General features: G+C 72.5%; 20 protein-coding genes. 16 read left to right on the top strand and 4 right to left on the bottom strand.

From position 1 onward, the window contains the following. Positions 1-182 precede the first annotated feature (182 nt). Positions 183-776, top strand: a complete 594-nt coding sequence (locus tag F4554_RS26045; protein WP_238341406.1) for a GNAT family N-acetyltransferase — start codon at positions 183-185, stop codon at positions 774-776. Between the two features lie 35 nt (positions 777-811). Here the strand turns inward: F4554_RS26045 and F4554_RS26040 are convergent, their stop codons facing one another. Beyond that, positions 812-1357, bottom strand: coding sequence for an NUDIX hydrolase (locus F4554_RS26040; RefSeq protein ID WP_179790018.1), 546 nt, complete (start codon positions 1355-1357; stop codon positions 812-814). 107 nt (positions 1358-1464) lie between these two features. Here F4554_RS26040 and F4554_RS26035 point away from each other — a divergent pair, with 107 nt between their 5' ends. The 5 genes from F4554_RS26035 (at position 1465) to F4554_RS26015 (ending at position 6200) form a co-directional block, all read left to right on the top strand. Then, entirely contained in the window at positions 1465-2523 is a 1059-nt protein-coding gene (locus F4554_RS26035) for an ROK family protein (RefSeq protein ID WP_202889465.1), read from the top strand. A gap of 4 nt (positions 2524-2527) precedes the next feature. Beyond that, the gene (locus F4554_RS26030) at positions 2528-3772 is read left to right on the top strand and encodes an arginase family protein (RefSeq protein ID WP_179790016.1); all 1245 of its coding nucleotides are present in this window, start codon (positions 2528-2530) and stop codon (positions 3770-3772) included. A gap of 225 nt (positions 3773-3997) precedes the next feature. Next, positions 3998-4099, top strand: a complete 102-nt coding sequence (locus tag F4554_RS26025) for a 30S ribosomal protein bS22 (RefSeq protein ID WP_092652736.1) — start codon at positions 3998-4000, stop codon at positions 4097-4099. 30 nt (positions 4100-4129) lie between these two features. Next, positions 4130-5188 (top strand): NAD-dependent epimerase/dehydratase family protein, encoded by a 1059-nt coding sequence (locus tag F4554_RS26020; RefSeq protein ID WP_179790015.1) that lies wholly within the window; start codon positions 4130-4132, stop codon positions 5186-5188. Next, the gene (locus F4554_RS26015) at positions 5181-6200 is read left to right on the top strand and encodes a lysophospholipid acyltransferase family protein (RefSeq protein ID WP_179790014.1); all 1020 of its coding nucleotides are present in this window, start codon (positions 5181-5183) and stop codon (positions 6198-6200) included. Before F4554_RS26020 ends, F4554_RS26015 begins: the two co-directional genes overlap by 8 nt. A 128-nt stretch (positions 6201-6328) precedes the next feature. Here the strand turns inward: F4554_RS26015 and F4554_RS26010 are convergent, their stop codons facing one another. From F4554_RS26010 to F4554_RS26000, 3 genes are all read right to left on the bottom strand, one after another. Then, the gene (locus F4554_RS26010; RefSeq protein ID WP_179790013.1) at positions 6329-7510 is read right to left on the bottom strand and encodes a DUF5667 domain-containing protein; all 1182 of its coding nucleotides are present in this window, start codon (positions 7508-7510) and stop codon (positions 6329-6331) included. Positions 7511-7744: 234 nt separating this feature from the next. After that, complete coding sequence (locus tag F4554_RS26005; protein WP_179790012.1) at positions 7745-8620, bottom strand: sigma-70 family RNA polymerase sigma factor; 876 nt, start codon at positions 8618-8620, stop codon at positions 7745-7747. Positions 8621-8705: 85 nt separating this feature from the next. Beyond that, positions 8706-9608: an HAD family hydrolase gene (locus F4554_RS26000; protein WP_179790011.1), complete on the bottom strand. Its 903-nt coding sequence runs from the start codon at positions 9606-9608 to the stop codon at positions 8706-8708. Between the two features lie 81 nt (positions 9609-9689). Between F4554_RS26000 and F4554_RS25995 the strand changes: the two genes are divergently transcribed. The 10 genes from F4554_RS25995 (at position 9690) to F4554_RS25950 (ending at position 21234) form a co-directional block, all read left to right on the top strand. After that, a complete protein-coding gene (locus F4554_RS25995; RefSeq protein ID WP_337796203.1) occupies positions 9690-11438 on the top strand; it encodes a class I adenylate-forming enzyme family protein in 1749 nt (582 codons plus the stop codon). Positions 11439-11440: 2 nt separating this feature from the next. Further along, a complete protein-coding gene (locus F4554_RS25990) occupies positions 11441-11698 on the top strand; it encodes a glutaredoxin family protein (RefSeq protein ID WP_179790010.1) in 258 nt (85 codons plus the stop codon). Positions 11699-11968: 270 nt separating this feature from the next. Then, positions 11969-12712 carry a redox-sensing transcriptional repressor Rex gene (locus F4554_RS25985; RefSeq protein WP_179790009.1) on the top strand — a complete coding sequence of 248 codons (744 nt, stop codon included), beginning with the start codon at positions 11969-11971 and terminating at the stop codon, positions 12710-12712. Then, the gene (locus F4554_RS25980) at positions 12709-14055 is read left to right on the top strand and encodes a glutamyl-tRNA reductase (protein WP_179790008.1); all 1347 of its coding nucleotides are present in this window, start codon (positions 12709-12711) and stop codon (positions 14053-14055) included. The genes F4554_RS25985 and F4554_RS25980 overlap by 4 nt, the downstream gene beginning before the upstream one ends. After that, positions 14052-15014, top strand: a complete 963-nt coding sequence (gene hemC, locus F4554_RS25975) for a hydroxymethylbilane synthase (protein ID WP_238341405.1) — start codon at positions 14052-14054, stop codon at positions 15012-15014. Before F4554_RS25980 ends, hemC begins: the two co-directional genes overlap by 4 nt. After that, complete coding sequence (locus F4554_RS25970) at positions 15011-16618, top strand: uroporphyrinogen-III synthase (RefSeq protein WP_179790007.1); 1608 nt, start codon at positions 15011-15013, stop codon at positions 16616-16618. Before hemC ends, F4554_RS25970 begins: the two co-directional genes overlap by 4 nt. Before the next feature lie 144 nt (positions 16619-16762). Next, positions 16763-17737: a porphobilinogen synthase gene (gene hemB / locus F4554_RS25965; protein WP_179790006.1), complete on the top strand. Its 975-nt coding sequence runs from the start codon at positions 16763-16765 to the stop codon at positions 17735-17737. A 791-nt stretch (positions 17738-18528) separates the two neighbouring features. Further along, entirely contained in the window at positions 18529-19908 is a 1380-nt protein-coding gene (gene hemL, locus F4554_RS25960; RefSeq protein ID WP_179790005.1) for a glutamate-1-semialdehyde 2,1-aminomutase, read from the top strand. Beyond that, positions 19905-20561 carry a histidine phosphatase family protein gene (locus F4554_RS25955; RefSeq protein WP_179790004.1) on the top strand — a complete coding sequence of 219 codons (657 nt, stop codon included), beginning with the start codon at positions 19905-19907 and terminating at the stop codon, positions 20559-20561. The genes hemL and F4554_RS25955 overlap by 4 nt, the downstream gene beginning before the upstream one ends. Positions 20562-20586: 25 nt before the next feature. Further along, a complete protein-coding gene (locus F4554_RS25950) occupies positions 20587-21234 on the top strand; it encodes a TlpA disulfide reductase family protein (RefSeq protein WP_202889463.1) in 648 nt (215 codons plus the stop codon). Positions 21235-21245: the final 11 nt, after the last annotated feature.

Below are 21245 nucleotides of genomic sequence, written 5' to 3'. Positions count from 1 at the left end.
GCGTCGTACGCGGGATCGGGGCCGCCCTAGGCAGCCCACCAACCCAGTGGTCGAAGAACGGGTTTCGGCGTACGCACACCCTCACAATAACCGCTCGGCGGATGTCGTGTCCGCACGAGAGGATGACCACCGTGGCGAATGTGGAGAACCCGACGGCCGAAAGCGGCCCTGTCAATGCCGGCTTGACTGGTGCCGTAGCCGCGGATGCGGGTGCGGATGCGAGCGAGCCGGCCGTGGTGGTCCGGCAGGTCGGCCCGGACGACTGGCGGGAGTGGCGGACGGTCCGGCTGGCGGCACTCGAGGAGGCGCCGTGGGCGTTCGGATCGACGCTCGCGCAGGCGCGGACGTTCGGCGAGGCCGAGTGGCGGCGCAGGTTGCGTGACTTCCCCTGCTACCTCGCCGACCTGCCGGGAACTGCCTCCCCGGTCGGTATGAGCGGGGCCTTCATCGAACACCCCGAGCCCGGTGAGTTCGACGAGTCCGGCGAGTCCAACGAGGCCGGCACAGGTCAGGGCGGCGCCACCGTCGAGCTGGTATCGATGTGGGTCAGTCCCGCGGTCCGCGGACGCGGGGTGGGTGCCCACCTGGTCGCGGCGGCGGTCGACTGGGCCACCAGCACCGGCGCCGCCCGGGTGCACCTGTGGGTGACGGACGGGAACGACCCGGCCCGACGGTTGTACGAACGCTGCGGTTTCGTGTCCACCGGCGAACGCGCGCCGCTGCCCTCCGACCCGAGCCTGAGCGAGATCGGCATGGTGCGCGAACTCCGCGCGTGAGCCCGGCCCGGTCCGGAGACCAGGCGGCCCGGCAGTCAGGCTGCCCGGCGGAGCTCCCAGGCCAGGTCGAGTAGTTCGGGGTACCAGTCGCCGTCGGTGCGCAGCAGCTCCCGGGCCCGCGCGACCGGGACCACGCGTACCTCCTCCACCTGCTCTCCGTCCGGCGGGTTGCTGGGCACCCCGTCGACCACGACGTCGGTGAGACACCACAGCCAGGCCTTCTCCGGGTGCGGCAGGTGCGGGCGGTACGGCTCGGACCGGTCGGACACGCAGTGGTGCGCGCCGAACCACCGCAGCGGGCCCACCCTCCTGGCACCGGCCTCCTCGGCGATCTCCCGGTCGACGGCGGCGAGCACGGACTCACCTGGTTCGCGGGTGCCGCCGGGCAGGAACCACACGTCGCGGTGGTCGCGGCAGACCGCCACCTCGTCGCCGACGAAGCCGACCACGTGGATGCTCTGCACCAGCGGCTCGGGCGGGAGCGTCGTGGAGAACTGCGCGTCGAGGCCCGCCCACTCCCACCGCTGCGGTGCGTAGAGCAGGGGGAAACGGTCGACCGGCCCGGCGGGGATCACGTCCATGACCAAGCACCCTAGGGCTGGCTGCCGCAAGGCCACCGTCGGCGTTCGCCCGGCCTGGCCGGGATCACGTCCGGAGTCGAGATCCGGTCTGGGGCAGGATGGCAGGCGTGACGAACTCCCCACCTGCCGAGCCCACGCAGCCCGAGTCCACGCGGCCCGACCCGAACACCCAGCCCGCACAGCCCGCATCGGACGCCGCTCCCGTGATCGGAGTGGACGTCGGCGGGACGCTGATCAAGGCCGCGGTGGTGTACGCCGACGGACAGGTCGGCGCCCGGGCGGAGGAGCCGACACCACCGGCCCGCGACGCCGACACCGTGCTGTCCGCGGTCGTCTCGGTCGTGGCCGGACTGCGGGAGCGCGCGCGGAGCGAGGAGCCGCCCGGCGACGTGGCGGCGCTCGGCGTCGCCGTACCCGGCATCATCGACGAACAACGCGGCGTCGCCGTGGTCGCGGCCAACCTCGGCTGGCGGGACACACCGGTGCGCGCGCTCCTGTCCCAGGCGACCGGCCTGCCGGTGGCGCTCGGGCACGACGTCCGCTCGGCGTGCGTCGCGGAATGGCACCTGGGCGCCGCCCGCGGATCCGGCGACGCGTTGCTGGTGACGCTCGGCACCGGCATCGGCGCGGGCGTGGTCAGCGACGGCCGGCTGCTCGTCGGCGGCGGGTACGCCGGGCAGCTCGGGCACGTCGTGGTCGACCCCGGCGGGGCGCGGTGCACCTGCGGTCAGTACGGCTGCCTGGCGACGCTGGCCTCGGCCACCGCCGTCGTCCGCCGCTACGCCGAACGCACCTCGGGGGACACGGCGAACGCGGACCTGACCGCCCGGGACGTGGCCCAGCTGGCCCGTACCGGCGACCCGGTCGCGGCTGCCGTGTGGGGCGAGGCCGTCACGGCGCTCGCCGACGCGCTGGCCACGGCGGTGACGGTGTTCGGATCGGAGCTCGTGGTGCTCGGCGGCGGGCTCGCCCTCGCCGGTGACCAGCTCGTCGACCCAGTACGCGACCGGCTGCTGGCCCGGCTGACGTTCCAGCGCCACCCTCGGGTGGTACGGGCCGCGATGGGTGCCGAGTCCGGCGTACTCGGTGCCGCCCTGCTCGGTCGGGCCGCCCTGCTCGGCCGGGCCGCCCTGCTCGACGCGGTGCCCGCCGAACCGGCAAGGTAGGAACGTGACCGGACACGCACGGCTGGTGTACGACCCGGACCTCACGGCGTACGATTTCGGCCCCCACCACCCGCTGGCCCCGATCAGGGTGCGGCTGACCGTCGCCCTGGCCACCGAACTCGGCCTCGTCGACACCACCTCGCCCGCCTCGTCCACCGCGCAGGCCTCCCCGGGCGAGACCGGCGCCGAAGCGAACGGCCGCGTGCTCCAGGTGCCCGCTCCCTCGGCCACCGACGAGCTGCTCGCCCTCGTCCACGACCCGGCCTACCTCGAGGCGGTCAAGCGGGCCAGCGTGCACCCGGAGTGGGCCGACGCGGAGTACGGCCTGGGGAGCTCGGACAACCCGACGTTCGCCGGCATGCACGAGGCGGCCGCCCACGTCGTCGGCGCCAGTGTCGAGGCGGCGCGCACCGTCTGGTCGGGGGAGGCACTGCACGCGGTCAACGTCGCCGGCGGGCTGCACCACGCGATGCCCGCCTCGGCCAGCGGCTTCTGCGTCTACAACGACCCGGCGCTGGCGATCCGCTGGCTGCTGGACGCCGGGTGCCCACGGGTCGCCTACCTCGACCTCGACGTCCACCACGGCGACGGCGTACAGGAGGTCTTCTGGGACGACCCGCGGGTGCTGACGATCAGCGTGCACGAGTCGCCGCGGACGTTGTTCCCGTACGTCAGCGGCTATCCCACCGAGATCGGCGGACCGAACGCCGAGGGCTTCGCTGTCAACCTCGCCTTGCCTGCGGGTACGGGCGACGCCGGCTGGCTGCGCGCGTTCCACGCCGTCGTACCCCACCTGCTGGAGGCTTTCCAGCCCACTGTCCTGGTCAGCCAGCACGGCTGCGACAGCCACCGCGCCGACCCGCTGGCCCATCTCGCCCTGTCCGTCGACGGGCAGCGCGCAGCCGCGCTGGCCGTACACGACCTGGCCCACCGACTGTGCGAGGGCCGCTGGGTGGCCACCGGCGGGGGCGGCTACGCCCTGGTGGAAGTGGTGCCGCGCACCTGGAGCCACCTGCTGGCGATCGCCGGTGGCCGGCCCCTCTCACCGAACACACCCACCCCGCCGGGCTGGCGTGATCTGGTCGCGGCGGAGTGCCGGCGGCCGGCGCCGACGTCGATGACCGACGGGGAGGATCCCACGTACGCAGACTGGGACACCGGTTACGACCCCGCCGACGAACTGGACCGGGCGGTCCGCGCGACCCGGCAGGCGGTCTTCCCCTGCCACGGCCTCGATCCCCACCTCTGACCCTGCCTCTGACCCTGCCTCTGACCCCACCTCTGACCCTGCCTCCGACCCGGACGGAGCAGGGCGGGAGAGCGGGACGGTCCGGGCGGAAGTGGGCGGGCTCGCGGCCTGTACCCTGTGAGGACGCATCGGTCCGCGCTGGTCATCGCCTGCCCACAGGCGTCGCGATTTCCGACGTTCGGGTGCGTATTGGTTGGGGTACGAACACATCCGAAAGGGTTCCGCGTGGGTTCCGTCATCAAGAAGCGTCGCAAGCGAATGTCGAAGAAGAAGCATCGCAAGCTCCTCAAGAGGACGCGCGTGCAGCGCAGGCGTCAGGGGAAGTAGCGACCTTCGTGCCCACGGGGTGAGGCCGATATGGCGCGTGTAGTCCTGGTCACGGGAGTCTCCCGCGATCTTGGTAGCCGGTTCGCGCGCCGGTTGGCCGGCGACCCCGGCGTCGACCGGGTGCTCGCCGTCGACGTCGTACCTCCGCGTCACGATCTCGGTGACGCGGAGTTCGTACGTGTCGACCTGCGCAGCCCGGTCGTCTCCCGCGTCCTCGCTCGGGAGAGCATCGACACCGTTGTCCACCTGAACGTGATCGCCACCCCGCAGCACGCGGGCGGGCGGGCCACGATGAAGGAGATCAACGTCATCGGCACGATGCAGCTGCTGGCCGCCTGCCAGCGGCTGCCGTCGGTGAGCAAGGTCGTGGTCAAGTCCTCCACCGCGGTCTACGGCGCGTCGCCGGCCGACCCGGCGATGTTCACCGAGGACATGGAGCCGCGCGCGCTGCCGCAGTCCGGGTTCGCCAAGGACGCGGTGGAGGTGGAGAGCTACGTCCGCGGCTTCGCCCGCCGTCGCCCGGACGTCGCCGTGACGACGCTCCGGTTCGCCAACGTCATCGGTCAGCGGGTACGCACCCCGATGACGCGTTACTTCACCCTGCCGGTGGTGCCGACCGTGCTCGGCTTCGACGCGCGGCTGCAGTTCGTCCACGAGGACGACCTGCTGGAGGCGTTGCGCCTCGCCACCGTGAGCCAGGTGCCCGGCACGTTCAACGTCGCGGGGGACGGCATGCTGATGCTGTCCCAGGCCATCCGCCGGATGGGCCGGCCCACCGCGCCCGTACCGGCGTTCGCGGTGGCGACGTTCGGGCAGATGTTCCGGGCCGCCCGGCTGGCCGACTTCACCCCCGAACAGCTCTCCTACCTCACATACGGCCGCGGCGTCGACACCACCCGGATGCGCGACGACCTGGGCTTCAAGCCGAGCCACACCACTGCGGAGGCGTTCGAGTCCTTCGCCGCGGTGCACGAACAGGGCCTGCTGAGTTCTGACCGCGTCGCGGCAGCCGAGGAGGAGGCCGCGGCGTTCCTCGGGATACGCGATGTGCGAGACGAGGCCGAAGGGGTACGACAGGGCCATGGCTGACTCCTCCCAGGCGAAGGTGATTCCCCTGCACGGCTCACCGTCGGCCGACGGCGCCGGTTCGCAGGGAACCGACTCGGGCTCGACCGGCGACGCCGACCGGTCGGCAAGTCTCGGCGACGGCCTGATCGAGGCGGCCGGCGCGCTCGCTCAGGGCCTGGCCGCACGAACCCTCGGTGACGACTGGCGGAGGAAGGTTGCCGGCGGGCTGGAGTTCGCCCGGCGCCGGCTGACGGGGGAGTACGAGGTCGACGACCTCGGCTTCGACCCCGACCTCACCGAGAACGTCCTGCTCGCCATCCTGCGGCCGCTGTACGAGAACTGGTTCCGGGTCGAGGTGCGCGGACTGGACAACATCCCGGCCGTTGGTGGTGCGCTCCTGGTGGCCAACCACTCGGGCACGCTGCCCGTCGACGGTCTGATGACCCACGTCGCGGTGCACGACCACCACCCGGCACACCGCCACATCCGGATGCTCGGCGCCGACCTCGTCTTCCGTACGCCGGTGATCTCCGAACTCGCCCGCAAGGGCGGCACCACTCTCGCCTGTAACGAGGACGCCGAGCGGCTGCTCAGCGCGGGTGAGCTGGTCGCGGTGTTCCCCGAGGGTTACAAGGGGCTGGGCAAGCCGTTTTCCGAGCGCTACAAGCTGCAGCGGTTCGGGCGGGGCGGTTTCGTCGCGGCCGCGCTGCGCACCGGCGTGCCCATCGTGCCGTGCTCGATCGTCGGCGCCGAGGAGACCTACCCGCTGCTCGGTAACGTCGAGCCGCTCGCCCGGCTGCTCGGTGTGCCGTACCTCCCGATCACGCCGACGTTCCCGTGGCTCGGCCCACTCGGGCTGGTGCCACTGCCGTCGAAGTGGATCATCTCCTTCGGCGAGCCGATCTCCACCGACAGCTACGACGCGGAGGCGGCCGAGGACCCGATGCTGGTCTTCGACCTGACAGACCAGGTGCGCGAGACCATCCAGCACACCCTGTACGCACTCCTCCTCGACCGCCCCGACGCCTTCTGAGGCCGCGGCCCCCGCATCCCGCCTGGCTGCCCTTGTGCCACGGGGAGCTTGTGGGCGCGCATTCTTCCGCGGGAAGAACCGCGCCGCTCGGCCGCCGTGGCACGCCGACTCCCCGTCGACTACCGGCGCTAGTGGGGCAGTGGGAGGGGCAACGGCAGCGGCAGGGTCGGTAGGGGAAGCGGCAACGGCAACTCGGGCGGCGGCGGCGACTTGGGTGTCCCCGTCGGGCCTGGGGTGGTCGGTTTCGGGTCCGGCGTGCCCGGTCCGTGCGGCCCGGGCCGCGGCAGGGTGAGCGTCGGCAGCGGCAGGGGTAGCGGATCGGCGGTGCGGGTCGGCTGCGGACCGCCCGGGCCGGGGTTGGTCGGCACCGGACCGGGTCCACTGGTCGGGCGCGCCGGCCCCGGCGTGGGCGGAACCGGTCCGGAGTTGGGCCTGTCCGTTGGTCCGGAGGTCGGAGTGGGGCGCGGGGACGCGGGCCGGGCGGGGGCGTCCGGGTCGGTGGTCGTGGTCCCGCAGGTGGGGCAGGCGGCACGGGCCCGGCGATCGGCGTCGGCGACCGCGGCAGCCGCGCGGGCGTACGACCCGGACAGCCCCTGCGGCAGCAGCGGCCGCAGCTCCCGGAGGTGTGGCCGGGCGTCGGCGGCGAACTCCCGGATCGCGACCACCGGCGCGGTGCTTCCGTCGGTCTGGTGTGCCCGCAGGAGCAGGTCGGCGCCCCGGCGGGTGTCGGCGCTCATCTGGTCCAGGGTGGCCCGCGCCAGGTCGGCGCGTTCGGTGTCGGTGTCGCGGAGGGGCGCGCCGCCGGCCATCCGGCCCACCTCGGCCAGCCGGGTCGAGGCCTGGGTGAGGTACTCCCGGCCGCGTGACTCCTGGCCGGAGGCCACTGCCACCTGGGTGCGCTCCAGGCCGATCTTGATGGGGTAGAACATTCCGCCGGGCTGGGCGTCGCGGGCCGCGGCGGCTGTTCCGGCCACCCCGCCGGCCAGCACCACCGCGGCGGCGACGGCGAGGATTCGCGAACGCCGCGGAGTCGCGGCCCCGGGCCGGTCCGAACGGTGCGCACGCGACCCGGCTCCGCCCGTCCGGCCGTCGCCGGCGCCTCCCTCGGCGGAAGCCCGAGCAGCCGCGGCCACCACCAGGCGTTCCCGGAGGGCCGTGCGGAACTCCTCCGACGGCTCGATCGCGGAGGGCCGCAGCCGGATGGTGACGGAGTGCAGGTCGCGGAGCGTGGGGTCGGTGGAGCGGCCGGTGCCATCCACCAGCCGGGCGAATACCTCGGCCCGCCGGCGCGACGCCAGGAGGGAGGTCATCGACGTGTACTCCTTCGACCAGTCGACCGGGGTGGCCGGATCCTCCGTGCACATCCGGTGGTTGTTCGGTGGGACGGCGGTGTCCCGGGTCCCGAGGGATACCTGCGAAAACGAGCAGTCGCCCCCGTGGTTACGGCCCGCGGCCGTCCATGATCGACAATCCGCCGGTTCACAGCGGCCCCGCGCGGTCCGCCGGCCCGGAGCGGCCGGTGTCCGGGCACCGCCTCGGCGAGGTCACCGCAGTCCGTCGGGGAGCAGCTTGGCGAGGTTGCGGACCGCTCGCAACTGGAGTTGTTTGACCGCGCCCTCGCTCTTGCCCAGCGACTGGGCGGTCTCGGCCACCGACATGCCGTTGAGGAAGCGCATCACCAGGCACTCCTGCTGGTCCTGGCCGAGCTGCCGGAGCGCCTCCACCAGCGCCTCGTTGGTCAACCGGGTGAGGACGTCGTCCTCGGGGCCGGCGGTGACCGAGTCGGAGTCGAGGATCTCCCCGGTCGCGACCTCCAGCCGGAACCGGCCCGACTTGAAGTGGTCGGTGACGAGGTTGCGGGCGATCGTCACCAGCCAGGCACCGAAGTCGCGTCCCTGCCAGCGGAACGACCCCAGCGACCGCAGGGCGCGCAGGAACGTCTCGCTGGTGAGGTCCTCGGCGAGGGCGTGCGTACCGACCCGGTAGTAGACGTACCGGTAGACGCTCGGGACGTAGTGGTCGTACAGCTGGCCGAACGCCTCGGCGTCGCCGTTCTGGGCGAGCTCGACCAGTGCGACGATCCGGGATCTGGTGGCGTCGGCGGGCGCGTTGCCGCCGAGACCGTCGGCGGCCCGGGCACCCGCACGGGTCCGGGTCGAGGCGGTCTCCTGGTGCGAGGCCTGGCACAGGCGGCCGTCGTCGGGCACACGGGAACGCCCGACCGAGGGGCCAGCAGAAGGGCCGGCGGAGGAGCCGTCGGAGGGGACGGAGGCGAGAGTGGAAGTGGCGGAGATCGGGACGAGGACGTGCCCGCCGGCCGGACCCCAGACGTCGCTGGTACGCAGCACGGCGCGCAGCAGCGCGACGAGCTCCTGCACGCCCGCGCGGTCCGCGAGCGTGGTCCGGCGGTCATCCGACATCGCTACCTGCCCCCCAGCAGGGATGGGTACGGCCCCATTTGCGGCATCGTAGGGAAGATCCCGGCAAACGGGAAACTCGGTGCGTTCAGCGCAGCTTCCACCACGGAGAGTGGCGCCGCCGAAGTGGCATTGCGAGCGGAGACTGGTGCCGGCCGAGGGACGTACGGCGCAGGGCCGCGGCAGCCGCAGCCGCGCCGCCGACGGCGCCGGCCATGGCCGCTGCCGCGAGCCCTGCCCGGGCCGCTCTGCGCGCCCGGCGGAAGTCCCGGATGCGCCACCCGTGCTTGCGGGCGTACCTGCGCAGCTTGCGGTCGGGGTTGATGGCGTACGGCAGGCCGACCAGCGACAGCATCGGGACGTCGTTGGCGGAGTCGGAGTAGGCCGCGCAGCGGGACAGGTCGAGGTCTTCCTGCGCGGCCAGCACGCGGACCGCCTCGGCCTTGGCCTGGCCGTGCATGAGGTCGCCCACCAGCCGGCCGGTGTAGCGGCCGTCCTGCGTCTCCGCGACGGTGCCGAGCGCGCCGGTGAGGTTCAGCCGCTCGGCGATCAGCCGGGCGATCTCCACGGGTGCCGCGGTGACCAGCCACACCCGCTGGCCCTGGTCGAGGTGCCGCTGCGCGAGCGCGGCCGTTCCGGGCCAGATCTTGGTGGCCAGCGCCTCGTCGAAGATCTCCGAGGCGAGTTCGGCCAGGTCTTCGACCTCCCAGCCGGCGATGAACGCCAGCCCGAGCTCGCGGATCTGGCTGATCCCGTCGGCGTCCTCCGCGCCGCTGATCCGGAACTTCAGCTGCTGCCAGCCCGCGCTGAGGAACTCCCGGGTCGGGTAGTAGTCGCGCGAGTGCAGGCCACGGGCGAGGTAGAACAGCGAGGCGCCGCGCATCAGCGTGTTGTCCACGTCGAAGAACGCCGCCGCGGCCAGGTCGGCAGGTGGTCGGTCGGGGGCGTGGATCGGGGACGGAGCCGGCTTCGATTCCTCCGCGGGCGTCATGCCCACCGAGCTTAGGCCGTGGGACCGACATCGCGGCGGTCAGGATGTGGGAATCCTCCGGCTTCGGGAGCGGCCCTGGCAGTGGACACCCGAAGCCGCGCCGACTCGATGTGTGCCAGACTCGCCGACGTGGTGATGGCGCCTCGTACGCAGCTGCAGCCGGTCCGGGTGGACACGGCGATCAACGTCGCCGACCTGGTGCGACGGGCAGCCCAGGATGCCCCCGACCATCTCGCGGTGGTGGCCGGCGACGACCGGCTGACCTGGGCCGAGCTCGACCGCGCGGTCGACGCCGTGGCCGCCGCCTGGTCCGGTGCCGGGCTGGTGACCGGGTTCCGGGTCGCGCTGGCCATGTCCAACTCCCTGGAGTTCGTCACCGCCTACTTCGGCGCGCTTCGCGCGGGCCTGGTCGCCGTACCCCTCAATCCCGCCAGCACGGCCCAGGAGATCGGTTCGATGCTGGGCGCGGTGAACGCGCGGGTGGTTCTCGCCGACGACACGAGCGTGGCCGCCGTCCGGGCCGCGGTGGACGAGCTCGTCGGTGGTGGCGGACCCGCCCTCGACGCGGATGCCGTGCCGGTGGTGGTCCCGGTCGGGATCGCCTCCCGGCCCGGCGAACGCAGCTACGACGAGTTGCTGGCCGCCGCGTCCAGCGCGCCCGCCGTTCCGCCCGCGGACCCCGAGACCCTCGCCGTGCTGCTGTTCACCTCCGGCGTGGCGAGCCCTCCGGTGATGCTCACGCACCGTGCGCTGCTGGCCAACCTCGACCAGTTGGCCGCGATCGAGCCGCCGGTGATGACGCCCGCCGACGTGGTGCTCGGTGTGCTCCCGATGTGTCATGTGTACGGCCTGAATGCCGTGCTGGGCATGGTCGCCCGGGTGGCCGGGACGCTGGTCCTGGTCCGCCGGTTCGCCCCGGAGGGCAGCCTCGACCTGGTGGCGGCCGAGCAGGTGACGAACGTCCCGGCGGTTCCCACGGTGTTCGCGAGCTGGCTGCGGGCCGCCGGCGGGGACGCCGAGCTCGCGCGCCGGCTCGCGAGCGTCCGGCTGCTGGTGTCCGGTGCGGCGCCGCTGTCGCCGTCGCTGCGAAGCGCGGTGCGGTCGGCCACCGGCCTGGTCGTCCAGGAGGGGTATGGCCTGACCGAGGCCGGCCCGGTGGTGACCAGCACCCTGTGCTCGGCCGGCGCGACGGCGGAGACGGCTGACGAGGCGGTCGAGTCGGACGAGGCGACTGCCCAGGCCCAGCCCACTGCCCAGGCTCACCCCACCGGACGGGCGAAGCAGACGGTGGGCGCGCCCCTGCCGGGGGTGGAGCTGCGGATCGTCGACGAGACCGGCGCCGAGGTCGAGGTGGGCGAGCCCGGCCAGGTGCTCGTCCGCGGACCGAACCTGTTCTCCGGCTACTGGCCGGACGGCTCCGACGCGCCGGGTGAGAAGGGCTGGCTGGCCACCGGCGACATCGGCTACCTCGACGAGGACGGCGACCTGGTGCTGGTCGACCGGATCAAGGAGCTCGTGATCGTCTCCGGCTTCAACGTCTACCCGCGCGAGGTCGAGGAGGCGATCGCCGAGGTCGACGGCGTGGCCGAGGTCGCGGTGGTCGGGATGCCCGACCCGCAGACCGGTGAGGCGGTTCGGGCGTACGTCGTTCCCGCCGCCGGTGCGCAGGTGAGTGCGGAAGAGGTACGCCGGCACTGCGAGGTCCGGCTGGCGAGGTTCAAGCGGCCCAGCGTGGTGGAGATCGTTCCCGAGCTGCCGCGCTCGGTGACCGGCAAGGTCGCCAAGTCCAGTCTGCGGCGGGCCGCCCGCGAGTCGGCGATCGGCTTCTGACCATGGCTCAGCCGACCCAGCCGGAACGCGTGACCCTCTACAGCAAGCCCGGCTGCCACCTGTGCGACGACGCCCGGGCAGTGGTCGCGTCCGTGTGCGCCGACCTGGACGTCGGCTGGAGCGAGATCGACATCGAGAGCGACGACTCGTTGTACCGCAGGTTCTGGGAGCAGATCCCGGTCACGTTCGTGGACGGCCGCCAGCACGACTTCTGGCGGGTCGACGCCGACCGGCTGCGCGCCGCGCTCGCCGTCGGCTGACCGCCGAAGAGGCGCCCGCCGAGTTCCGTCGACGGGTCCGCGTTTCGGCGTTCCGGCGATCATGCCGAACGCCCGTATACGGGAGCAAATCGGGGCAGATCCGCTCCGAGCGCGCCGGATGTGACGACCGGCACGTCCACCCAGCGCTACGCTCGATTTTGTTCGCACGTTCACAAAGTCCTAGGCTTGGAGATCGCCGGTCGGGACGGCTCCGATCGAGCAGAGGCGTCGTCGACCCTTCGAGACGTCACGTGCCACTACGGGAGAGATGTGAGTCCGCCGAACCCCCGCCGTACGAACGAGCAGGAAGCGCGCCCGAGCCGCGGCATCCCCGAGGCGACCGTGGCGCGACTGCCGGTCTACCTCCGGGCGCTGACCGCGCTCGCGGACCGGGGGATCGCGACCGCTTCCAGTGAGGAACTCGCCCGGGCGGCCGGCGTCAACTCCGCGAAGCTGCGCAAGGACCTGTCCTACCTCGGGTCCTACGGCACCCGCGGGGTGGGGTACGACGTGGAGTACCTCCGCTACCAGATCGCGCGGGAGATCGGCCTCACCCAGGACTGGCCCGTGGTGATCGTCGGGATCGGAAATCTCGGCCACGCGCTCGCCAACTACTCCGGGTTCGTGTCCCGTGGGTTCGGCATCGTCGGACTTCTCGACGCCGACCCGGCGCGGGTCGGTGAGCAGGTCGGGGACCACGTGATCCAGGCGTACAGCGAACTCGAACGCGTCGTGTCAGAGTACGGCGTGGCCATCGGCGTCATCTCGACGCCGGCGACCGCCGCGCAGGAGGTCTGCGACCGCATGGTTGCGGCGGGCATCACCAGCGTGCTCAACTTCGCTCCCGTGGTGCTGAGCGTTCCGCCCGGTGTGGACGTCCGCAAGGTCGACCTGTCCACCGAGCTGCAGATCCTCGCCTACCACGAACAACGCAAGGCGCTCGCGGGCCCGGGCACGGGTTCGCTGAGCCAGGTCGACGGCATCCCAGTCGAGAGGAGTCCCCTCGTCCCATGAGCATTCTGGTCGTCGGCCTGTCCCACCGCGGTACCCCCGTCCATCTGCTCGAGCGCGTGGTGCCCGCACCGGAGACGCTGGACAAGGTCCTCCTCGACGCGGTGGCGTGTCCGCACGTCGCCGCGGCCGTGGTGTTGTCCACGTGCAACCGGGTGGAGATCTACGCCGAGGTGGAGCGGTTCCACGGCGGTGTCGAGGAACTCGCCGAACTTCTGGCCCGCCACGCGGGTGTCTCCGCCGCCGAGCTCACCCCGCACCTCTACGTGCGGTACGAGGACGGCGCGGTGAGCCATCTGTTCTCGGTGGTGTGCGGCCTGGACTCGATGGTCGTCGGCGAGACCCAGATCCTCGGCCAGGCCAAGGCTGCGCTGCGCAACGCCCAGGACGCCGAGACGATCGGCTCGGTCCTGAACGGCGTCTTCCAGCGCGCGCTGCGGGTCGGCAAGCGGGCGCACACCGAGACCGAACTCGGACGCGCCGGCCGCTCCGTGGTCAGCGCGGCACTGGCGCAGGCGGTCGGCGTCCACGGCGAACTGGCCGGACGTACGGCACTGGTGGTCGGCGCGGGTTCGATGGCCGCGCTCGCCGCCACCACTCTTCGACGCGACCACGACGCCCGCGTGGTGGTCACCAACCGCACGCCGTCGCGCGCCCGCCGGATCGCCGCGCAGGTCGAGGGCACCGCGGTCCCGCTGGCGGACCTGCGGACCGCGCTGGCCGACGCCGACGTGGTGGTCTCGTGCACCGGCGCGGTCGGCACCGTGATCTCCGCCGTCGACCTCGCCGCGGCGATGCGACGGCGCCCCGACCGGCCGTTGGTGGTCTGTGACCTGGCGATGCCGCGTGACGTCGAGATCGAGGGCGGGCACGTCGCGGGCGTCACCCTGATCGACCTCGGCCGACTGGCAGAGACCGTGGACGACGGTGTGGCCACCGACGTGGAGGCCGTACGTGCCATCGTGGCCGAGGAGGTCGCCGACTTCGTGGCCACCCGGCGGGCCGCGACCGTCGCCCCCACCGTGGTGGCGTTGCGGAGCATGGCCGCCGAGGTCGTCGACGCCGAGCTGCGCCGGCTGACCGCACGCGTGCCGCACCTGGACGACCACTCCCACGCGGAGGTGGCCAAGACCGTACGCCGGGTGGTCGACAAGCTGCTGCACGCGCCGACGATCCGGGTGAAGGAACTCGCCGAGCAGACGGTCGAGACCTCCTACACCGACGCGCTGCGGGAGCTGTTCGCCCTCGACCTCAGCGCACTGGAGGCGTTCACCAGCGTCGAGCCGGTGGAGCCTGCCCAGCCGGACCGTTCGGTGCAGCCCGGAGAGCCGGGAGGTGCGCCATGACAGCCGGTACGGCCATGACCTCAGGGACTGCCGGAACCGCGTTCCGCGTCGGCACCCGGCGCAGCGCCCTCGCGCTCACCCAGGCCCGCCACGTCGTCGCCGCGCTGGAGCGGGCCGGCCACCGGTGCGAGCTGGTCGAGGTGACCACCGAGGGCGACCGCAACCGCGCGCCGCTGGCCACCATCGGTGGCCAGGGTGTCTTCACCGGTGCCCTGCGTGAAGCCCTGTTCCGCAAGGAGATCGACGTCGCGGTGCACTCGCTGAAGGACCTGCCGACGCAGGACATCGACGGGATCGTCCTCGCCGCCGTACCCCCGCGCGAGGATCCCCGCGACGCCCTGGTCGCCCGCGACGGCTTGCGCCTGGCGGACCTGCCCGCGGGTGCGCGGGTGGGCACCGGCTCGCCGCGGCGGCTGGCCCTGCTTCGGCTGCTTCGAGAGTACGACCTCGAGCTGGTCGAGATCCGGGGGAACGTCGACACCCGGATCAAGAAGGTACGCGACGGTGAGCTCGACGCCGTCGTTCTCGCCTGTGCCGGACTCACCCGACTGGGGCGGCACGACGAGATCACCGACACCTTCGACCCCACCGCGTTCGTCCCGGCCCCCGGCCAGGGCGCACTGGGGATCGAGTGCCGGAACACCGACGAGGACGTGGTGCGCGCTCTCGCCGGGCTTGACGAATTACGCACCAGGGCGGCGGTGACCGCCGAACGCGCCGTACTCGCCGGAATCGGGGCCGGCTGCAGCGCACCCATGGGAGCCTTCGCCGAGACCACCGGCGGAGTGGAGGGAGACGACCTTTCCCTCCATGCCGTCGTGGCCGCCGTCGACGGCTCCGCAAGCGTCCGTCTGTCCACCTCGGGGCCTCTAGGCGATGCGGAGGAGCTCGGCCGTCAGCTGGCGGCCGCCCTGCTCGCCGAGGGCGCCAGCCGTTTGATCGAGGAACGCGTCACGTGACCGCCAAGACAAAGACCACTAAGAAAACCCAGGGCTCGGTCTCCTTCGTCGGGGTCGGCCCCGGCGACCCCGCGCTCGTCACGGCCAGGGCGAAGGAGCTCCTGGGCCGTGCCGACGTCATCGCAGGTGAGCTAGCGGCCTTCGAGGCCGTGGTCAGCACTCACGTCCGAGAGGACGCCGAGCGGCTGGAGCTGACCGAGGACGCCGTGACCGCGGCCGAAGCCGGCAGGGTGCTCGCCAAGCACGGGAAGGACGGCAAGCACGTCGTCCGCCTGTACCACGGCGACCCGTTCCTCGACGGCAACGCCGCCGAGCACGTCGCCGCGTTCGTCCGGCACCACGTGCCGTTCGAGGTGACGCCGGGCCTGCCGGTGGCGACCGCGGTGCCCGCCTACGCCGGGATCCCGCTGACCGGTACGAAGGTACGCGAGACCCGGTTCGTCGACCTGGCCGGCGGCGAGCCGGCCTGGGAGACGTTCGCCGAGGGTTCGGCGACCCTGGTGCTGACCAACGTCACCGAGGGCCTGAAGGACATCGCCGCCTTCCTGGTCAAGGCCGGCCGGGAACCCTCCACGCCGGTGGCGGCGACCACCGCCGGCACCACCACCGACCAGCGCACCGTCGCCGGGACGCTGGAGACGATCGCGGCCGAGGTGAAGTCGTCCCGGCTCGCCGGCCCGTTCGTCCTCGTCGTCGGCTCGGCCGTCGCGCACCGCGACAAGCTGTCGTGGTTCGAGACCAAGCCGCTGTTCGGCTGGCGGATCCTGGTGCCGCGCACCAAGGAGCAGGCGGGCGTGCTGTCCAAGCTGCTCCGGCAGTACGGCGCGGTGCCCGAGGAGGTGCCGACCATCTCGGTGGAGCCGCCGCGCAACCCCCAGCAGCTGGACCGGGCCATCACCGGCCTGGTCACCGGCCGCTACCAGTGGGTCGCGTTCACCTCGGTCAACGCGGTGCGCGCGGTGCGGGAGAAGTTCGAGGAGTACGGCCTGGACGCGCGGGCGTTCGCCGGACTGAAGATCGCCGCGGTGGGGGAGAAGACCGCCGAGGCGATCCAGTCCTGGGGCATCAAGCCTGACCTGGTGCCCTCCGGTGAGCACTCCGCGCGCGGACTGGTCGAGGACTGGCCGCCCTACGACCGGGTGCTGGACCCGATCAACCGGGTGTTCCTGCCTCGGGCCGACATCGCCACCGAGACGCTGGTGGCCGGGCTGGTCGAGCTCGGCTGGGAGGTCGACGACGTGACGGCGTACCGCACGGTGCGCGCGGCGCCGCCGCCCGCCCCGATCCGGGAGGCGATCAAGACCGGAAAGTTCGACGCGGTCGCCTTCACCTCCAGTTCGACGGTGCGCAACCTCGTCGGTATCGCCGGCAAGCCGCACGCCACCACCGTGATCGCCACGATCGGCGCGCAGACCGCGACGACTGCGGAGGAGCACGGCCTGCGGGTGGACGTGCAGCCGCCGGAGCCGTCGATCGAGGCGCTGGCGGAGGCGCTCGCCGACTTCGGCGAGGCGCGGCGCGCGGCCCAGATCGAGGCCGGCGACCCGGTGACCAAGCCGTCCGAGCGCAAGGCCGGTGCCCGGCGCCGGGCTACCACCAAGTAGCCCGGGAGTAGCCCGGAAGCAAGGCCGGAGGTAAGCCCGGAGCAACCGGGACGAACGCTCCGAACAGCGCCACGTACGAAGGGGCCCGCCAGGTCTGCCCGGACCAGGCGGGCCCCTTCGCACGTCCTGGCTAGGCTGGGCGGCATGGGTTATCCGGAGATGCGCCCCAGGCGCCTTCGTACGACGCCCGCGATGCGCCGACTGGTCGCCGAGACCGACGTTCCGCCGCGCTCGCTGGTGCTGCCGGTGTTCGTCCTGGAGGGCGCGGCCGAACCGGTCCCGATCCCGTCCATGCCGGGTGTGGTGCAACACACCCTGGACTCCCTGCGCAAGGCGGCCGTCGAGGCCGCCGAGGCCGGTGTCGGCGGGCTGATGTTGTTCGCGGTGCCGCAGGCCAAGGACGCCGTGGGTTCGGGGGCGACCGACCCGGACGGCATCCTCAACGTCGCGATCCGCGAGGTCGTCGCCGAGGTCGGCGACGCGAGCGTGGTGATGGCCGACCTGTGCCTGGACGAGTTCACCGACCACGGGCACTGCGGCGTCCTGACCCCCGACGGGCGGGTGGACAACGACGCCACGCTGGTGAGGTACGCCGACATGGCCGTCGCCCAGGCCGAGGCCGGGGTCCAGGTGGTCGGGCCGAGCGGCATGATGGACGGCCAGATCGGGGCGATCCGCGCCGCTCTCGACCGGGCCGGTTACACCGACGTGAGCGCGTTGGCCTACTCGGCGAAGTACGCCTCGGCGTTCTTCGGCCCGTTCCGCGACGCGGTGCAGTCCAGCCTGGAGGGCGACCGGAGTACGTACCAACAGGACCCGGCCAACGCCACCGAGTCGATGCGGGAGGTGGCACTCGACGTCGCCGAGGGCGCCGACATGGTGCTCGTCAAACCAGCGCTGGGCTACCTCGACGTGATTCGCCGGGTGCGGGACGCGGTGGACGTTCCGGTCGCCGCGTACAACGTCTCCGGTGAGTACTCCATGGTCGAGGCGGCCGCGGCCCAGGGATGGATCGACCGCGAGCGCGCCATCCTCGAGGTGCTCACCTCGATCCGCAGGGCCGGCGCCGACATCGTGCTGACGTACTGGGCGGTGGAGGCGGCGCGCCGGCTGCGCTGACCCTCCGCCCCTTCCAGACCGGAAGAGCCGCGTGGCCCGCCGTCCGATACCGGACGGCGGGCCTCGTCACGTGCGCTGCCCGCGTTTGGCCGAGCATCGGTGGGTCAGGTGAAATCGGGTGGAATCACGTGTAATCACGTGTAAATGGAGGGGCCGCCACGGCGCCCGGTCGGGGGGGAGGTAACCGGGCACCGCGGCGGCCGAGGAGGCTCGGCGCGCCCGGGGGGGGTGAGGGCGCCGAGCCAGCTTGGGGAGCCCGGGTGCGCGTCGCGCACGTCGCGGCTGTGGGCTCGGAGAAGTCTGTGGTCCGTGCTGTGGGCTTTCCTGTCTGGTGGCCTGGTCAGTGGCCTGGCTGTGGCCGTTCGGTGGATCGGAAAGGTCAGTAGGCGAGGCCGTCGTGGCTACTCAGCGCATCGGGGACTCGTCGTCCGGCGCGCCGTGTCGGTTGCCCGCGACCCCACCCCGATGGGCCCGACTTCGGCGTCAGTCCACGCGGACGCACCTGGCCCGTCAACGGGCCACCGCGTGATCTCGACCTCCCCGGCTCACGCCTCACCTTACGTCCCCACCCCGAGTCTTTGAAGCCTTGACGCCGTGCCGTCTCCGTCGACGACTCGGTCAACCACCTCATCAACGACGGGGAACGCGGGAAGTTACGCCCGGCTTTCGCGAGTTTCGACCGGTGGGATTCCGTTCGTCGCAGAACGCCGCGGACCGGTCCGCACACCCGGCCGGTCGGCGGACCCCCCGCCCCTGCGGGCGAGCCCAGCACGGCGAGGGACAATGACGCGGTGACCGAGCCGCGAAACCCCGCCACGCGCGGAAGTGCCGCCTCCCAGGCATTGTTCGACCGTGCCCGCGTCGTCACTCCTGGTGGCGTCAACTCACCGGTCCGCGCGTTCCACGCCGTGGGCGGTACGCCGAGGTTCGTCACCTCCGCGCGCGGGCCCTACCTCGTCGACGCCGACGGCAACGAGTACGTCGACCTGATCGGCTCGTGGGGCCCGATGATCCTCGGCCACGCCCACCCCGAGGTGATCGACGCGGTGACCCGCGCGGTGTCGGCGGGCACGTCCTACGGCACGCCCACCCGCCCGGAGGTGGAGCTGGCCGAGGAGATCGTCACCCGTACGCCGATCGAGCAGGTGAGATTCGTCTCGTCCGGCACCGAGGCCACGATGTCGGCGATCCGGCTGGCCCGGGGCGTCACCGGCCGGGCGAAGCTGGTGAAGTTCGCCGGGTGTTACCACGGTCACGTCGACGCGCTGCTGGCCTCCGCGGGGTCGGGGGTGGCTACGTTCGGGCATCCAGACTCCCCGGGCGTGACCGGTGCCCAGGCGGGCGACACCCTGGTGGTCCCGTACAACGACCGCGCGGCGGTGAGCGACGTCTTCGCGAGGTACGGCGGGGAGATCGCGGCGATCATCACCGAGGCCGCGCCGGGCAACATGGGAGCGGTACCACCCGAGGACGGGTTCAACGAGTTCCTGGCCCGAACCGCACACGAGCACGGGGCGTTGTTCATCTCCGACGAGGTGATGACGGGCTTCCGGGTGAGCCGTTCCGGTTGGTACGGCATCGACGGCGTGGCCGCCGACCTGGTGACGTTCGGCAAGGTGATGGGCGGCGGCTTCCCGGCCGCGGCCTTCGGCGGGAAGGCGGCCCACATGGAGCGGCTGTCCCCGGCCGGGCCGGTCTACCAGGCCGGCACGCTGGCGGGTAACCCCATCGCCACCACGGCCGGGCTCACCACGCTGCGCCTGGCCGACGCGCAGGTCTACGCACACCTGGACAAGACGGCGGCCACCATCGCCGGACTGGTCGGCGAGGCGCTGACCAAGGAGGGCGTACCCCACCTGCCGCAGTTCGCCGGGAACCTCTTCAGCATCTTCTTCGTAGACCCCACCGAGGTGCCGCGGGTCCGCAACTTCGACGACGCCCGCTCGCAGGCGCAGCACCGGTTCCGGGCGTTCTTCCACGCGATGCTCGACGGCGGGGTGCACCTGCCGCCGAGCGCGTTCGAGGTGTGGTTCGTCAGTGCCGCGCACGACGAGGAGGCGCTGGACCGCATCGCCTCCGCCCTGCCGGCCGCGGCCCGGGCCGCCGCTGCCGCCGAACCCGATCCGGCCCCAGCCCCGACAGCCGACCTGACTGAGCAGGAGCGTTCGTGAGCCGAAGCCGCACCCTCGTCCATCTGCTGCGCCACGGCGAGGTCGACAACCCGCAGAAGGTTCTCTACGGCCGGCTCCCCGGTTATCACCTGTCCGACCTCGGGCGGGAGATGGCCGAACGCGTCGCCGAGACCGTCGCGTCCCGGCAGATCACCCATCTGGTCGCCTCGCCGCTGGAGCGCGCGCAGGAGACGGCCCAGCCGATGGCCGACAAGCTGGGCCTGCCGATCGCCACCGACGAACGCCTGATCGAGGCGGGCAACCTGTTCGAGGGGCTGACGTTCGGGGTGGGCGACGGTTCGCTGCGCCGGCCGGATTCGTGGAAGCACCTGCGCAACCCGTTCCGGCCCTCGTGGGGCGAGCCCTACCGCGCGATCGTGGTGCGGATGCTGGCGGCGATGGCGGACGCGCGGACCGCCGCGGAGGGCGACGAGGCGCTCCTCGTCTCCCACCAGCTGCCGATCTGGACGGTGCGCTCCTACGTCGAGGGCCGCCGCCTGTGGCACGACCCGCGCAAGCGTCAATGCACGCTTGCCAGCCTGACGACGTTCACCTACGAGGACGGCCGGATCGTGTCCGTCGACTACTCCGAGCCGGCGGCCGACCTGCTGCCGGGCGGCCTGGCGGGCAAGAAGTTCGTCGCCGGGGCGTGAACATCAGCTGAGGATGAACGGCGGTATGGGTTCGAGGTCACCGAAGCACCCGCGGGGCGCGCGGTCGCGTGCGCTCGCCGCGATGGCGACGCTCGCCCTGTTGGGCGTGGCCGGACTCGCCGGCTGTTCGGGTGACGGCTCCGGCGGCGGTGGAGAGGGCGGCGACGGCTCGCGTTCGACCAACGCCACCACGAGGTTCGTCTCCGGCAGCGGCACCGTCACCACCATGCCGCCGGACGAACGCCGGCGAGCCCCGGCGGTGGCCGGAACCACACTGGACGGCAAGCGGATCGCGCTCGCCGACTACCGCGGCAAGGTCGTCGTGCTGAACGTCTGGGGCTCCTGGTGCGCGCCCTGCCGCAAGGAGGCGCCCGACCTGGCCGCCGCCGCCCGCGCCCTGCGGGCCAAGGGCGTGGAGTTCCTCGGCATCAACACCCGGGACGTCTCCCGCCAACCGGCACAGGCGTTCGTGCGTACCTTCGACGTGCCGTACCCCAGCATCTACGACCCGAACGGCGACCAGCTGCTGGGCTTCCGGGCGACGCTGCCGCCGAGCGCGATCCCGTCGACGCTGGTGATCGACAAGCAGGGCCGGGTCGCCGCGCGGGTGCTCGGCAACGTCAGCCGCCGCACCCTCGAACAACTCACCACCGACGTGACGGGGCTGCGGTGAGCCTGCTCTTC

This window comes from Actinopolymorpha rutila (assembly GCF_013407855.1).
GTDB lineage: Bacteria > Actinomycetota > Actinomycetes > Propionibacteriales > Actinopolymorphaceae > Actinopolymorpha > Actinopolymorpha rutila.
The sequence above is the reverse complement of the archived record's forward strand: the minus strand, read 5'-3'. Positions and strand labels throughout refer to the sequence as shown.